Genomic DNA, 14276 nt, shown 5'->3' with positions numbered 1-14276 from the left:
ACCTCGCCGTCTCCGACCCGGTGACGCAACCCCTCACCGTCTCCGACCCGGTGACGCAGCCCCTCACAGCCACCGTGTCGGCCGCGAGCTACTTCCAGGGCTACTCCGTGGTCGGCCTGCTCGCCGTCGTCGGCGTGCTCTTCGTCGCCGTGGCCTTCGGCGGCGGCCGGCTGCTGCGCCCGGTCGTGCCGACACCGGAGAAGCTCCTCACCTACGAGTGCGGGGTCGACCCGGTCGGCGAGGGCTGGGCCCACACCCAGGTCCGCTACTACGTCTACGCGTTCCTGTACGTGATCTTCGCCGTCGACTCGATCTTCCTGTTCCCGTGGGCGACCGTGTTCGCCGCACCCGGTTACGGCGCCACGACACTGGTCGAGATGTTCATCTTCCTCGGCTTCCTGGCCGTGGGTCTGCTGTACGCATACAAGAAGGGCGTCCTCGAATGGACGTGACCCCCACGGACACCACGGTGGACCTGCCCGCGCCGCAGCGCCTCGGTGTCCTCTCCCGCCTCGCGCCCGAGCCGATGAAGGTGGTCCTCAACTGGGGCCGCAGGTACAGCCTCTGGGTCTTCAACTTCGGCCTCGCCTGCTGCGCCATCGAGTTCATCGCGGCCTCCATGGCCCGGCACGACTTCATCCGGCTCGGCGTGATCCCCTTCGCGCCCGGCCCGCGCCAGGCCGACCTGATGGTCGTCTCCGGCACGGTCACGGACAAGATGGCCCCGGCCGTCAAGCGGCTGTACGAGCAGATGCCCGAGCCCAAGTACGTGATCTCGTTCGGTGCCTGCTCCAACTGCGGTGGCCCGTACTGGGACTCGTACTCCGTCACCAAGGGCGTCGACCAGATCATCCCGGTCGACGTGTACGTGCCGGGCTGCCCGCCGCGGCCCGAGGCGCTCCTCCAGGGCATCCTCAAGCTTCAGGAGAAGATCGCTCGCGAGTCACTGGCCGAGCGGTACGGGAACTCGGCGGGCCGGCCGTCCGTTGCCGAACTGCGGAGCGACCTGGTGACTCCTCCTCCCGCCCCCTCGCCGGGAGTTGGTGACCGGTGAGCGTGTACGACAGCCTGCCCGAAGCGGTCACGGAGATCTTCGGCGCGGACGCCGGTGCCGAGCGGTCGTACGACCTGCTGACGGTCGACGTGCCCGCGACCGGCTGGATCTCCGCCCTCGAAACCGCCCGTGACACGCTCGGGTGCACCTATTTCGACTGGCTCAGCGCGGTCGACGAACCGGGCACGGGCTTTCGCGTGTCCGCCCACGTCGTCTCCCTCGAAGGCCGTACGGTCCGGCGCCTGCTGGTCCGCACGACCGTGCCGCACTCCGCCCCCGCCCTGCCCACCGCGATGGGCGTCTACGCGGGCGCCGCCTGGCACGAGCGTGAGACGCACGAGATGTTCGGCATCGACTTCACCGACCATCCGCACCTCGCGCCCCTCCTGCTCCCGGACACCTTCGAGGGGCACCCCCTGCGCAAGGACTTCGTCCTGGCCGCGCGGGTCGCCAAGGCCTGGCCGGGCGCCAAGGAACCGGGCGAGTCCGCCGCGGCGCACGGCGGTCCCAAGCGCCGGCAGATGCTCCCGCCCGGTGTCCCCGACCCGAACGAGTGGGGCCCCCTCAAGGGCCGGCTCCCGGCGGCCCCGTCCCGCCCGGCCCGCGGCGCGAGGACGGCGGGCACGACCGCCGCCGGATCGACCGCCGCCGGATCGACCGCCGACCGAGCCGCCGCCCCGGGAGCCGCTGAACGCCCGCCGCGCCGCAGCCGCAGCGTGAGCGAAGGGTCCGCGTCCCAAGCCGCACAGTCCGCGCCGACGTCGTCGCCGGAGGCGGCCACCCCACCCCGCCGCAGCCGCAGTGTGAGCGAAGGGTCCGCGTCCCAAGCCGCACAGCCCGCGCCGACGTCGTCGCCGGAGGCGGCCACCCCACCCCGCCGCAGCCGCAGCGCGAGCGAGGGCTCTGCGTCGCAGACAGCGGGTGCGGCGGGAGCCGGTGCGGCGGGTGCGGCGGGTACGGCTGGAGCCGCAGGTGCGGCCGGTGCCGCAGAGGAAGCGGCAGCGGAGGCAGCCAAGGCCGCGGCGGCGGCGGAGGCAGCGGAGGCCGCCGAAGCAGCGCGGGCCGCCGAAGCAGCACCGCCCGCGCGGTCCGCAGCCGGGTCGCCGCCCCGTCGTTCCCGCAGCGCCTCAGAGGGCTCGGCGAGCCAGGCGGCTGCGGGCGCCCGCCCGGAACCGCCTGCCCCGGCGGCCGACGCGGCCCCCAAGGGCCCCGACGGTCCCGCGGAGGCCCCGGCCCCACCCGGCGACGCCCCCTGGCACCAGGCCCGCCCGGCCTTCGACGAGCCGGCCCCCGATCCCGTACCCGCCACGGAGCCCGCCTCCGAGCCCGTACCGGCAACGGAGCTCACCCCCGATCCCGCGCCCTCCACGGAGCCCGACCCCGACGACGACACCCCCACCCACCCCGCCGGAGGCGATACCGCGTGAACGACGTACTCGACGTCGCCCTCCGGCTGGTCGTCGTCTTCGTTCTCTTCCTGGTCCTGCCGCTCGTGGTCGGTCAGGCCGAGCACAAGGTGATGGCGCACATGCAGGGCCGGCTCGGCCCCATGTACGCGGGCGGTTTCCACGGCTGGGCCCAGCTCGTCGCCGACGGTGTGAAGTTCGCGCAGAAGGAGGACGTGGTCCCGGCGGGCGCCGACCGCCGGATCTTCCAGCTCGCCCCCGCCGTCGCCCTCCTCCCGTACCTCCTGGTCCTCCTCGTCATCCCGATCGGCCCGGGCGAGTCCGCCGTCGGCCAGCAGATCGACGCGGGCATCTTCTACGTGCTCGCTGTCATGGGTGTCGGCGTGCTCGGCTCGCTCATGGCGGGCTGGGCTTCGGCGAACAAGTTCTCCCTGCTGGGCGGCCTGCGCACCGCCGCCCAGCTGCTCGCGTACGAACTGCCCATGCTGCTCGCCGCCGCCTCGGTGGCCATGGCCGCGGGTACGGTCTCGCTGCCCGGCATCCTGAACGCCTGGCAGTGGTGGTGGCTGCCCTGGCAGATCGTCGGGGCGTTCATCTTCTTCACGGCCGGACTCGCGGAGCTGCAACGACCGCCGTTCGACGCCCCGATCGCCGACTCGGAGATCATCTTCGGCGCGTACACCGAGTACACGGGACTGCGCTTCGCGCTGTTCCTGCTCGCCGAGTACGCGGGCATCGTCATCGTCTGCGGCCTCACCACCGTCCTGTTCCTCGGCGGCTGGCACGGCCCCTGGGGCGCCGACGGCCTCGGCTGGGTCTGGACGCTCCTCAAGACCGCGGTCCTGTCCTTCGTCGTGATCTGGCTGCGGGTCAGTTACCCGCGGCTGCGCGAGGACCAGCTCCAGAAGCTGTCCTGGACCGTTCTCATCCCGCTCGCACTCGCGCAGATCGCGCTCACCGGCATCGTGAAGGTGGCGATCCAGTAGTCATGGCACCCCCCATCCCAGGGAGCGGCCTCGCCAAGGGCCTCGCCGTCACCCTCCGCACGATGACGAAGAAGACCGTCACCGCGCAGTACCCCGAGAAACAGCCCGAGCTCCCGCCCCGTACGCGCGGTGTGATCGGCCTGTTCGAGGAGAACTGCACGGTCTGCATGCTGTGCGCCCGCGAGTGCCCCGACTGGTGCATCTACATCGACTCCCACAAGGAGACGGTGCCGGCCGCCGCACCCGGCGGACGCGAGCGCAGCCGCAACGTCCTGGACCGGTTCGCCATCGACTTCTCGCTCTGCATGTACTGCGGGATCTGTATCGAGGTGTGCCCCTTCGACGCGCTCTTCTGGTCGCCGGAGTTCGAGTACGCGGAGACCGACATCCACGAACTGACCCACGAGCGGGACAAGCTCCGCGAGTGGATGTGGACCGTGCCGGAACCGCCGGCCCTCGACCCTGCGGCGGAGGAACCCAAGGAGATCGCGGCGGCCCGCAAGACCGCCGACAAACTCGAAGCGGCCGAGCAGGCAGCGGCCGAGCAGGCAGCAGCGCAGGAGCAGGCAGCGGCCGAGCAGGCAGCGGCGCAGGAATCAGCAGCTGACCAGCAGGCCACGGCGGCTGACCAGCAGGCCGCGGCCAAGGAACAGGACGGGCCGGCATGATGACCACCCTCGCCGCTGCCGGCCACGGCTTCCTCTCGCCGACCGGCGTCGAGATCGCCTTTCTCCTGGTCGGCGTCGTCACCCTCGGCGCGGCCGTCGTCACCGTCACCACCAAGCAACTCGTGCACGCGGCCCTCTGGCTGGTCGTCGCCCTCGGCGGCCTCGCCGTCGAGTACCTGCTGCTCACCGCCGAGTTCATCGCCTGGGTCCAGGTGCTGATCTACGTCGGTTCCGTCGTCGTGCTGCTGCTCTTCGGGCTCATGCTCACCAGGGCCCCCATCGGCCGCTCCCCGGACGCCGATTCCGGCAACCGGCCGGCCGCCCTCACGGTGGCCGTCGCCGCGGCTGCGGCCCTGGTCTGGGTGGTCGTGGACGCGTTCCGCAACACCTATATCGACCTGGACGGGCCGGTCCAGGGCTCCACCAAGGTGACCGGCGAGTTCCTCTTCCAGCACTGGGTGCTCCCCTTCGAAGCACTCTCGGTACTGCTCCTGGCCGCCCTGGTCGGCGCGATCGTCCTGTCCCGCAGGAACACCGCGGCGACCGACGAGAGCAAGCCCACCGGCGGCGAGCCGCTCAGGGAGAAGACGACGAAGCCGCAGAAGGAGCAAGGCTGATGCACCTCGCCTACCCGGCCGTCCTCGCCGCCCTCCTCTTCTGCGTCGGCGTCTACGGAGTCCTCGCCCGCCGCAACGCGATCCTCGTCCTGATGTCCGTCGAGCTGATGCTCAACGCCGTCAACCTCAACCTGGTCGCCTTCGACGTCTGGTTCCGCGACACCCTGCACTCGGGACAGGCCCTCACCCTCTTCACCATCGCCATCGCCGCCGCGGAGATCGGCATCGGCATGGCGATCGTCCTGATGGTTTACCGCAACCGCGGCACCTCGGACATCGACAAGCTCCGCGACACCGCCGAACCGGCCGACCCCACGGACGAGGACGCCGACGCGGGCGCGGGCGAGCACGCCGAGGACGACGCGGACCACGCCACCGGCGCCCCGGCACAGAAGGCGGAGGCCACCGCGTGACCACCACGACCCTCGCGGTCCTCGTCCCCCTGCTCCCGTTCCTGGGCGCCGCCGCCGGACTGTTCCTCGGCCGCGCCGCCCCCGGCTTCGTACGCCCGCTGGCCCTGCTGCCGACCCTCGCGGCGCTCGCGCTCGCGATCACCGTCGCCGTGCACCAGGGCGGCGGCAGGGCGATCGATGCCGCCACCCGGCTCACCCCGACCGGCTCGGTCCCCGTCGACCTCGCCCTGCACATCGACGGCTTCGCCGCCCTGGTCGCCGTCCTGGTGACCCTCGTCGCGACCTGCGTGCAGATCTACTCGACGGCCTACCTGCGCGACGACCCGCGTTACGCCTCGTACGCCGCTCTCGTCTCCCTCTTCACCGCCGCGATGCTGCTCGTCGTCTACTCGGGCGACCTGATGGTGCTGCTGGTCGGCTGGGAGGTCATGGGTATCTGCTCGTACTTCCTCGTCGGCCACTACTGGGAGACGCCCGAAGCCCGCGCCGCCTCCCTCAAGGCCTTCCTGGTCACCAAACTCGGCGACGTCCCCTTCCTGTTCGGCCTGTTCGCCCTCGCCGCCGACGCCGGTACGTTCCGGATCACCGGCATCCTCGACGCCGTCGCCACCGGCGGCCTCGACCACCCGACGCTCGTCGCGCTCCTGCTCATCGCCGGTGTGGCGGGCAAGTCGGCGCAGTTCCCGCTGCACACCTGGCTCCCGGACGCGATGGCGGGCCCCACGCCGGTCTCCGCGCTCATCCACGCCGCGACGATGGTCGCCGCAGGTGTCTACTTCGTGGCCCGCCTGCTGCCCGTCTTCGCGACCTCGGCCGCCGCCATGACCGTCCTCGCCGTACTGGCCGCGGTCACGATGGTCGGCTCCGCCCTGGCCGCGCTCGCCCAGGACGACATCAAACGGGTCCTCGCCTACTCGACCGTCGGCCAGCTCGGCTACATGACCGGCGCCCTGGCCGTCGGCGACCGCGGCGCCGCCGTCTTCCACCTCCTTTCGCACGGCGCCTTCAAGGCGCTCCTCTTCCTCGGCGCCGGTGTGGTCATCCACGCCGCCGGCACCAACTCACTGGCGGCCATGTCCCGCACCGGCGGGCTCGCCAAGCGCATCCCGGACGCCTACTGGACGATGACGATCGCGCTCCTCGCGCTCGCCGCGATCCCCCCGTTCGCCGGCTTCTTCTCCAAGGAAGCCGTCCTGGTCGCCGCCGAGCACACCGCCCTCGGCGACTCCGCCACCAGCTCCGCCGGAGCCGGCTGGACCGTACTGATCGCCGGTCTGCTCACCGCCCTCCTCACCGCCGCGTACGCCGTCCGGCTGTGGCTCCTCGCCTTCCACGGCCGCGGCCCCGCCGCCCCCGACCACGGGAAGCAGCCGCTCGCCATGAGCGGGGTCCTGTGGCTCCTCGCCGTCCCCTCGCTCGCCCTCGGCCTGACCGTCGGCGAGCTCGCGGGCTGGTTCGACGTCCACGCCCTGACCCCGACCGTCACCACCGCCGTCCTCGGCACCGGTGTCGCCGTCGTCGGCGCGGTCATGACGTACGGAGCCTGGCGGGCGCTGCGCCACAGGGCAGGCGGCGACATCCCCCTGGGCGCGGTCGCCGCCCACCCGGACGCGGACCCCGCCACCTCCGAGGAGGAGGCGATCGCCAGCCACGAAGCGGTCTACGGCAGCGTCGCCTCGGCGTACGACCCCGGCGACCCCGGCCGCCTGCTGCTCGGCCCGCTGCACCGCCACGCGGTCACCGGCTTCCACCTGGACGCCCTCTACCGCACGCTGTTCGTCCGCCCCGTCCTGGCAGCCGCCGAACTGGTCCGCTTCCTGGACCGCGAGGTCGTCGACACCTACGTCCGCGGCGCGGGCGCCCTCCCGCGGCTGCTCGGCCTCGCCGTCCGCCGCTCCCAGACCGGCAACGTGCAGACCTACCTCGGCGCGCTGCTCGCAGGCTCCGTCGTCCTGGCAATCGCCGCCGTCCTCGTCGCCGCCGGAGCGTGAGCCATGATCGATATCAGCGGATCCCTGATGCAGTTCCTTCTCGCACTGATCGTCGTCGGCCCGCTCGTCGGCGCCGTCGCCGCCCTCCTGCCGGCCCCGCCGGGGCTCAAGGGCAAGAGCCCGGACCAGGCCGTCCTGCGCCACGGAGTCGTCGTCACCGGCGCCGTACTCGTCGCCACCCTGGTCCTCGCGCTCGGCTTCGACCACAGCAGTCCCGCGAAGATGCAGGCCACGACCGACATCAGCTGGATCCCGGCGCTCGACATCCGGATCCATCTCGGTGTCGACGGCATCTCGCTCCCCCTCCTCGTACTGACCGCGCTGCTGACCTTCCTCTGCGCGTTCCACAGCTGCTTCAACATGCCCAAGGGCCCCTCGCCCAAGGCGTTCGTCGCCCTCGTGCTCGTCCTGGAGGCCGGCACCCTCGCCTCCTTCGCCGTCCTCGACCTGGTGCTGTTCTTCCTCGCCTTCGAGACGGTCCTCATCCCGATGTACTTCCTGATCGCCCGCTGGGGCGGCGCCCAAAAGACCCGCGCCGCCTGGAAGTTCATCCTCTACACCCTGCTCGGCTCCGTCGTCATGCTGCTCGGCCTCCTCCTCGTCGGCCTGAGTTCCGGCACGTTCGACATGGTGGCACTCGCCACTGACAACGGCCGGGGACTGACAACGACCGTGCAGGTCACGGCGGTTCTGGCGATCGCGGTCGGCCTCGCGGTGAAGACCCCGATGTGGCCCCTGCACAGCTGGCTCCCGGACGCCCACACCGCGGCCCCCACCGTCGGCTCGGTCCTCCTCGCCGGTGTCCTGCTGAAGATGGGCACCTACGGCTTCGTCCGCATCGCCCTGCCCATCGCCCCCGACGGCATGCGGACCTTCGCCCCGTACCTCGCCGCCTTCGCGGTCGTCGGCATCGTCTACGGTTCGCTGGCCTGCCTCTCGCTGGTCCGCAAGGGCAACAAGGGCGACCTCAAACGCCTCATCGCGTACTCCTCCGTCGGCCACATGGGCTTCGTGCTCCTGGGCATCGCCTCCATGACCCCCACCGGCGTCAACGGCGCGCTCTTCGCCAACATCGCCCACGGCCTCATCACCGGCCTGCTGTTCTTCCTGGTCGGCGCGCTCAAGGAGCGCTACGGCACCGCCGACCTCGACACCCTCGCGGGCGCCACCGGGGCCGCCCTGTACGGCCGCGCCCCGCGCCTCGGCGCACTCCTCGCCTTCGCCGCCGTCGCCTCGCTGGGCCTGCCGGGTCTGGCGGGCTTCTGGGGCGAGATGCTGACGATGTTCGGCGCCTTCGACCCCGCCCCCGGCCTCAGCCGCCCCGCCTTCCTCACCTTCATGGCGATCGCCGGCCTCGGCACCCTGCTCACCGCCGCGTACCTGCTGCTCGTCGTACGCCGCGTCTGCATGGGGGAGCGGCGCGAGAAGGGCGGACACACCGAGCCCGAACTCGCTGACGTACAGGGCCACGAGTTCGCCGCCTGGACCCCGCTCGTCGCCCTGACCGTCCTCGCCGGCCTCTGGCCCGCAGTCCTCCTCGGCCTCACCGACCCGGCCGTCCAGAAGCTCCTCGCAGGAGGCACGTCGTGACCGTGGCCGCAACAGCCGTGACCGTGGCCGGGCAGGCCGCGGCAGCCCTGGCGGAGAGCCCCCGGGCCGCCGCGTCCGCCGACCTCGTCCAGTCCGTCGACTGGCTCGCGATCGCCCCGCCCGTCGTCGTCGCGGCCGTCGCCCTGGCGGTCCTGGTCGCCGACCTCTTCGTACGGGAGAGCCGCAAGCACCTCCTGGGCATCGCCGCCGTCGCGGGTCTCGCCGTCGCCCTGGTGGCGCTGCTGCCCCTGCGCGACGGCGACCGCGAGACGTTCTGCCTGGTCGACGACCCGGCCGTGTGCAGCTACACCGCCGACCACTTCGCGCTGGTCATCCAGGCCCTCGTGCTCGGCGGAGCCCTGCTCACCGCGCTCCTGTCCATGACTGCCGCCAAGGACGACAAGAGGCTCCCCGCGGGCGAGTACTGGTTCCTGCTGCTGTCCTCCGCGGCCGGAGCGGCCCTCCTGCCGGCCTCCCGCGACCTCGCGACCCTCGTCGTCGCCCTGGAGGTCGCCTCGCTGCCCGCCTTCGCCCTCGTCGGTCTGCGCCGCGGCGACAAGCGGTCGTCCGAGGCGGCGCTCAAGTTCTTCCTGTCCTCGGTCACCGCGACCGCCGTGATGCTCCTGGGCGTCAGCTTCGTGTACGCGACCACCGGCACCATGCACCTCACCGAGATCGCCACCCGCCTCGACAACGTCCCCGCCCAGCTGGACACCCTCGCCAAGGCGGGCGTCGCGCTCACCCTCGTCGGCTTCGCCTTCAAGACGGCCGCCGCGCCCTTCCACTTCTGGGTCCCCGACACCTACGCGGGCGCGCCCCTGCCGATCGCCGCCTACCTGTCGGTCGTCGGGAAGGCGGTCGGCTTCTCCGGCCTCATCCTGGTCACCGTCGTTGCCTTCCCGTCGTACGCGGACGTCTGGGGGCCGGCGCTCGCCGTGCTCGCCGCCCTCACCATGACCGTCGGCAACGTGGCCGCCCTGCGCCAGTCCACCACACGCGCCCACAGCGCGGTCCGCCTGCTCGCCTGGTCCTCGGTCGGCCAGGCCGGGTACCTGCTGGTGCCGGTCGCAGCCGCCGCGTACTCCAGCGACACCCAGATCGGCTCCACCGTCGCGTACGCGCTGATGTACGCCGTCGTGAACCTCGGCGCCTTCGCCGTCGCCGCCCTCGTCGCCCGTACGAAGCCCCTGCACCGCATCGACGACCACCGGGGCCTGTACGCCACCAGCCCCCTGGCCGCGCTCGCCCTCGGCTTCTTCCTGCTCTGCCTGGCCGGGCTGCCCCCGGGCATCATCGGCCTGTTCGCGAAGGTCACCGTCTTCTCGTCGGCGGTCGACGCGGGCCTGGGCTGGCTCGCCGTCGTCATGGCCGTGAACGTCGTCATCGCGCTGTACTACTACCTCCGGTGGACAGCCCTGCTCTTCCGCACCCCGCAGGACGCAGCGGCGCTCGCACAGGTGCCCGGCACGGACGCAGCGGCGCTCGCACAGGCGCCCGGCACGGACGCGGAGCCGGAGAGCGCACCCGCGCCGAGGGCCCCGCAGACCCCGCAGACCCCGCAGACCCCGCAGACCCCGCAGACAGCACCGGCACCGCGGCCCACGCGCCTGCCCGTGCCCGCCCCTCTCGGCACGGCGATCGCCCTGACCTTCGCCGCCGGGATCGTCCTCTCCGGCGTCCCGCAGCTCGTCCTGCGCTTCGCCACCGGCAACCTCTTCGAGTAGCGGCGCCCTCCCCCGGACGGCTCAGTCCGCTCCCCGGCGCGCAAGGGAACCTGTCACCCTCGCCTGGCGTTGACCAGGTAAGGAGGGTCCACTGAACGTGGAAGCACCACCGAGTCAGGAGTTCCCCTGCCGCACCACTTGGAGGGCGCACCGTGCACCGCCGGCACAACGGGTTGAAGACCGCCGTACTCCTTGGGGGACTGTCCGCGCTGATCCTCGTCATCGGCAGCTTCTTCGGCCGTTCGGGGCTGATCGTCGCGCTCCTCGTCGCGCTCGGCACCAACGCGTACGCGTACTGGAACAGCGACAAGCTGGCCCTGCGTGCCATGCGGGCGAGGCCGGTCAGCGAGTTCGAGGCCCCCGGGCTCTACCGGACGGTCCGCGAGCTCTCCACGGCCGCCCGCCAGCCCATGCCCCGCCTCTACATCTCACCGACCCAGGCGCCCAACGCCTTCGCCACCGGCCGCAACCCGCGCAACGCGGCCGTCTGCTGCACCGAGGGCATCCTGCAGATCCTCGACGAACGCGAGCTGCGCGGCGTCATCGGGCACGAGCTCAGCCATGTCTACAACCGCGACATCCTGATCTCCTCGGTCGCCGGGGCCCTCGCCTCCGTCGTGATGTTCCTGGTCAACTTCGCCTGGCTGATCCCCGTCGGCAGGTCGAACGACGACGACGGCCCCGGCCTCTTCGGGATGCTGCTGATCATGATCCTGGGGCCGCTCGCCGCCTCCGTCATCCAGCTCGCCGTGAGCCGCTCCCGCGAGTACGAGGCGGATGCGTCCGGCGCCCAGCTCACCGGCGATCCGCTCGCCCTGGCCAGCGCGTTGCGCAAGCTCGACGCGGGTACGAGACAACTGCCGCTGCCCCCCGAGCCCCGGATCGAGACCGCGAGCCACATGATGATCGCGAACCCGTTCCGCCCCGGCGCGGGCACCGCGAAGCTGTTCTCAACCCACCCGCCGATGGCGGAACGTATCGCCCGACTCGAACAAATGGCAGGCCACCACCCGTGAAGACACTTCTCAACCTCATCTGGCTGGTCCTGAGCGGCTTCTGGCTCTTCCTGGGCTATCTGGTCGCGGGCCTCCTCCTGTGCATCACGATCATCGGCGTCCCGTTCGGCCTGGCCGCGTTCCGCATCGGCCTCTACGCGCTGTGGCCCTTCGGGAAGACCGTCGTCGACCGCCGGGACGCGGGCGCGCCGTCCTGCGTCGGCAACGTCCTGTGGCTGGTGCTCGCCGGCTGGTGGCTCGCCCTCGGCCACGTCGTCACCGGCATCGCCCTGTGCATCACCATCATCGGAATCCCCTTCGGCATCGCGAACTTCAAGCTCATCCCGGTGTCGCTGCTCCCGCTCGGCAAGGAGATCGTCCCCACGGACCAGCCCTTCGCCGCCCGCTGACCTGCGCAACCCCGTCGGCCTCCGGTGCGTCTTCCCGTACGAAGAGACAGAGCGCGAGCTCCACGCACACGCCACCACCCACGGGGGGACCCAATGAGCATCCTCGGCTGGATAGTCCTCGGCCTGATCGCCGGAGTCATCGCCAAGGTCCTGCTGCCGGGACGCGACCCCGGCGGCCTGATCGGCACCACCCTGATCGGCATCGCGGGCGCCTTCATCGGCGGCTGGATCTCGACGCGCTTCCTCGACCGGGAGATCGCCAACCAGTTCTTCGACGGCCCGACCTGGCTGGCGGCCATCGGTGGCTCACTGGTGCTGCTCGTCGTGTACCGCGTCCTCTTCGGCCACTCCCGCTCGCGCCACTAGGGCGCCCGCTCGCGACGGCCCGGCGCACCGGGGCTCAGCCGCCGGGACCGGTCACCCGCAAGGTGACGCTCAGCCGCCGAGACCGGTCACCCGCAATGTGGCGCTCAGCCGCCGGGACCGGTCACCCGCAATGTGACGCTCAGCCGCCGAGACCGGTCACCCGCAGCGTGATGTTCAGCCGCCCGGCGGCGAGCCCGGTCGCCGGGTCGCCGGTGCCCGGCCGCACCTTCGGCACCCCGTGGAACGCGAAGCGCGACTCGCCGCCGAAGACGAAGAGGTCGCCCGAAGCCAGTTCGACATCCCGGTAGGGCCGCCCCCGCCCCTCCGTGTTCCCGAAACGGAACACACAGCTGTCGCCGATGCTCAACGACACCACCGGCGCCGACGACCGCTCCTCACGGTCCTGGTGCATGCCCATCCGGGCGTCACCGTCATAGAAGTTGATCAGCCCCGCGTCGGGCGCGTACCCCTCGCCGGCCTTCTCGTCCTCGTACGCGTCGACCAGCGCGCGGCGCCCCAGCTCACCGAGCCGGTCAGGGAACGCGGCCACCCGCGCCCCGTTCACGTCGTCCGCCGTGCGCGTGTAGCGGTACGGCTGCCAGTGCCAGCCCAGGCTCACCGACCGCACCGACATCACCCCGCCGCCGGGCAGCCGCGTCTGCCGCAGCGGCACCGGGCCACGCGCCCACTCCCGGCAGGCCACCACCAACTCCCGCTGCTCCGCCGCCGACAGCCAGCCGGGCACGTGCACCGCGCCCGGCGCCACCTCCGTCCGGGGCAGTTCGAACAGGCCGCTCACGGCACCACCTTCCTCACGCCGCCCGGCCGCTCTCCAGCTCCAGCAGCAGCCGCTTGCGCTCCAGCCCGCCCGCGTACCCGGTCAGTGAACCGTCCGCCCCCACGATCCGGTGGCACGGCCGCACGACCAGCAGCGGGTTGCGCCCGATCGCCGTGCCGACCGCCCGGACCGCCGCCCGCGAGAGCCCGACGGACGCGGCGAGCTGCCCGTAGGACGTCGTACCGCCGTACGCGACGCCGTCCACCGCGCTCCACACCCGGCGCTGGAACTCCGTTCCCACCCCGTCCGCGTACGTGACGTCGAAGCGGGTCAGCTCCCCGGCGAAGTACGCCTTCAGCTGCTCGGCCACCGGACCGAACAGCTCGGGGGCGTGACCCCACCCCTCGCGGACGACGGCTGCGCCCTTCTGCTCCGGCACCGACAGCGACACCAGCGCGATCCCGCCGGACGCGGTCCCGGACTCCTCGCCCACCAGCAACAGCTCGCCCAGCGGGCTGTCGAGGGTCGCGAACACAGTCATGACCCCATCCTCTCCGCGCGGCGCCCGCCACGCTCCATGTGTCCGATTCTGCGCGGTCCGCCGCGCGGAATCCGGCGGAATTCGGACATGGCGTTCCGGCCCCGCACTGTCGCACCGCGGCCCGAGCGCCGGCGGGCACCGGGAGGCGCCGCCGGGGCGTGCGAAGGGGGCGGGAGCCGGCCCGAAGCCGCCCACCGCCCCCGTTCCGCGGAGCGTCTACCGCGTCAGCGGTAGTTCACGAACTGGATGGCGAAGTCGAAGTCCCTGCCCTTGAGCAGGGTCTGGACGGCCTGGAGGTCGTCCCGGCTCTTGGAGCTGACCCGCAGCTCGTCGCCCTGCACCTGCGCCTTGACGCCCTTGGGGCCCTCGTCGCGGATGATCTTGGCGACCTTCTTCGCGTTGTCCTGCGAGATGCCCTCCTCGATGGAGGAGAAGATCCGGTAGTCCTTGCCGGACAGCTGGGGCTCGCCCGCGTCCAGCACCTTCAGCGAGATCCCGCGCTTGATCAGCTTGGTCTCGAAGACGTCCATGATGGCCTTGACGCGCTCCTCGGAGTTCGCCTCCATCAGGATCTTCTCGCCGGACCAGGAGATCGAAGCGCCGACGTTCTTGAAGTCGTAGCGCTGCGAGACCTCCTTCGCGGTCTGGTTGAGGGCGTTGTCGACCTCCTGCCGCTCGACCTTCGAGACGATGTCGAAACTGGAGTCGGCCATGTCCTGTGGCTCCTTGGTGTGGGT

General features: G+C 71.8%; 16 protein-coding genes. 13 read left to right on the top strand and 3 right to left on the bottom strand.

What is annotated here, in order from left to right:
* Positions 1–20 precede the first annotated feature (20 nt).
* The 13 genes from ACIQM4_RS08605 to ACIQM4_RS08545 all read left to right on the top strand — a co-directional run bounded on the left by ACIQM4_RS08605 (position 21) and on the right by ACIQM4_RS08545 (position 12220).
* The gene (locus tag ACIQM4_RS08605; RefSeq protein WP_401588246.1) at positions 21–452 is read left to right on the top strand and encodes an NADH-quinone oxidoreductase subunit A; all 432 of its coding nucleotides are present in this window, start codon (positions 21–23) and stop codon (positions 450–452) included.
* Positions 443–1054: an NADH-quinone oxidoreductase subunit B gene (locus ACIQM4_RS08600; RefSeq protein ID WP_401587771.1), complete on the top strand. Its 612-nt coding sequence runs from the start codon at positions 443–445 to the stop codon at positions 1052–1054. The genes ACIQM4_RS08605 and ACIQM4_RS08600 overlap by 10 nt, the downstream gene beginning before the upstream one ends.
* Entirely contained in the window at positions 1051–2481 is a 1431-nt protein-coding gene (locus ACIQM4_RS08595; RefSeq protein ID WP_401587768.1) for an NADH-quinone oxidoreductase subunit C, read from the top strand. The genes ACIQM4_RS08600 and ACIQM4_RS08595 overlap by 4 nt, the downstream gene beginning before the upstream one ends.
* Positions 2478–3446 carry an NADH-quinone oxidoreductase subunit H gene (locus tag ACIQM4_RS08590; RefSeq protein ID WP_401587765.1) on the top strand — a complete coding sequence of 323 codons (969 nt, stop codon included), beginning with the start codon at positions 2478–2480 and terminating at the stop codon, positions 3444–3446. Before ACIQM4_RS08595 ends, ACIQM4_RS08590 begins: the two co-directional genes overlap by 4 nt.
* A gap of 2 nt (positions 3447–3448) precedes the next feature.
* Positions 3449–4114, top strand: a complete 666-nt coding sequence (locus ACIQM4_RS08585; RefSeq protein WP_401587762.1) for a NuoI/complex I 23 kDa subunit family protein — start codon at positions 3449–3451, stop codon at positions 4112–4114.
* On the top strand, positions 4114–4731 hold the full coding sequence (locus ACIQM4_RS08580) for an NADH-quinone oxidoreductase subunit J (protein ID WP_401588243.1): 618 nt from the start codon (positions 4114–4116) through the stop codon (positions 4729–4731). The genes ACIQM4_RS08585 and ACIQM4_RS08580 overlap by 1 nt, the downstream gene beginning before the upstream one ends.
* Complete coding sequence (nuoK, locus tag ACIQM4_RS08575; RefSeq protein WP_401587760.1) at positions 4731–5144, top strand: NADH-quinone oxidoreductase subunit NuoK; 414 nt, start codon at positions 4731–4733, stop codon at positions 5142–5144. The genes ACIQM4_RS08580 and nuoK overlap by 1 nt, the downstream gene beginning before the upstream one ends.
* Positions 5141–7135: an NADH-quinone oxidoreductase subunit L gene (locus ACIQM4_RS08570; protein ID WP_401587757.1), complete on the top strand. Its 1995-nt coding sequence runs from the start codon at positions 5141–5143 to the stop codon at positions 7133–7135. Before nuoK ends, ACIQM4_RS08570 begins: the two co-directional genes overlap by 4 nt.
* A 3-nt stretch (positions 7136–7138) precedes the next feature.
* The gene (locus ACIQM4_RS08565; protein WP_401587755.1) at positions 7139–8725 is read left to right on the top strand and encodes a NuoM family protein; all 1587 of its coding nucleotides are present in this window, start codon (positions 7139–7141) and stop codon (positions 8723–8725) included.
* 23 nt (positions 8726–8748) lie between these two features.
* Entirely contained in the window at positions 8749–10449 is a 1701-nt protein-coding gene (locus ACIQM4_RS08560; protein WP_401588241.1) for an NADH-quinone oxidoreductase subunit N, read from the top strand.
* A 152-nt stretch (positions 10450–10601) separates the two neighbouring features.
* The gene (gene htpX / locus ACIQM4_RS08555) at positions 10602–11465 is read left to right on the top strand and encodes a zinc metalloprotease HtpX (RefSeq protein ID WP_401587752.1); all 864 of its coding nucleotides are present in this window, start codon (positions 10602–10604) and stop codon (positions 11463–11465) included.
* Entirely contained in the window at positions 11462–11854 is a 393-nt protein-coding gene (locus ACIQM4_RS08550) for a YccF domain-containing protein (RefSeq protein ID WP_401587749.1), read from the top strand. The genes htpX and ACIQM4_RS08550 overlap by 4 nt, the downstream gene beginning before the upstream one ends.
* 93 nt (positions 11855–11947) lie before the next feature.
* Positions 11948–12220 (top strand): GlsB/YeaQ/YmgE family stress response membrane protein, encoded by a 273-nt coding sequence (locus ACIQM4_RS08545; protein WP_401587746.1) that lies wholly within the window; start codon positions 11948–11950, stop codon positions 12218–12220.
* A 139-nt stretch (positions 12221–12359) separates the two neighbouring features.
* Here the strand turns inward: ACIQM4_RS08545 and ACIQM4_RS08540 are convergent, their stop codons facing one another.
* From ACIQM4_RS08540 to ACIQM4_RS08530, 3 genes are all read right to left on the bottom strand, one after another.
* The gene (locus tag ACIQM4_RS08540) at positions 12360–13019 is read right to left on the bottom strand and encodes an alpha-ketoglutarate-dependent dioxygenase AlkB family protein (RefSeq protein ID WP_401587744.1); all 660 of its coding nucleotides are present in this window, start codon (positions 13017–13019) and stop codon (positions 12360–12362) included.
* A gap of 13 nt (positions 13020–13032) precedes the next feature.
* On the bottom strand, positions 13033–13539 hold the full coding sequence (locus tag ACIQM4_RS08535) for a methylated-DNA--[protein]-cysteine S-methyltransferase (protein ID WP_401587741.1): 507 nt from the start codon (positions 13537–13539) through the stop codon (positions 13033–13035).
* Positions 13540–13763: 224 nt separating this feature from the next.
* Positions 13764–14252 carry a YajQ family cyclic di-GMP-binding protein gene (locus tag ACIQM4_RS08530; protein ID WP_401587739.1) on the bottom strand — a complete coding sequence of 163 codons (489 nt, stop codon included), beginning with the start codon at positions 14250–14252 and terminating at the stop codon, positions 13764–13766.
* Positions 14253–14276: the final 24 nt, after the last annotated feature.

This window comes from Streptomyces sp. NPDC091272 (assembly GCF_044757485.1).
Taxonomy (GTDB): domain Bacteria; phylum Actinomycetota; class Actinomycetes; order Streptomycetales; family Streptomycetaceae; genus Streptomyces.
The sequence above is the reverse complement of the archived record's forward strand: the minus strand, read 5'-3'. Positions and strand labels throughout refer to the sequence as shown.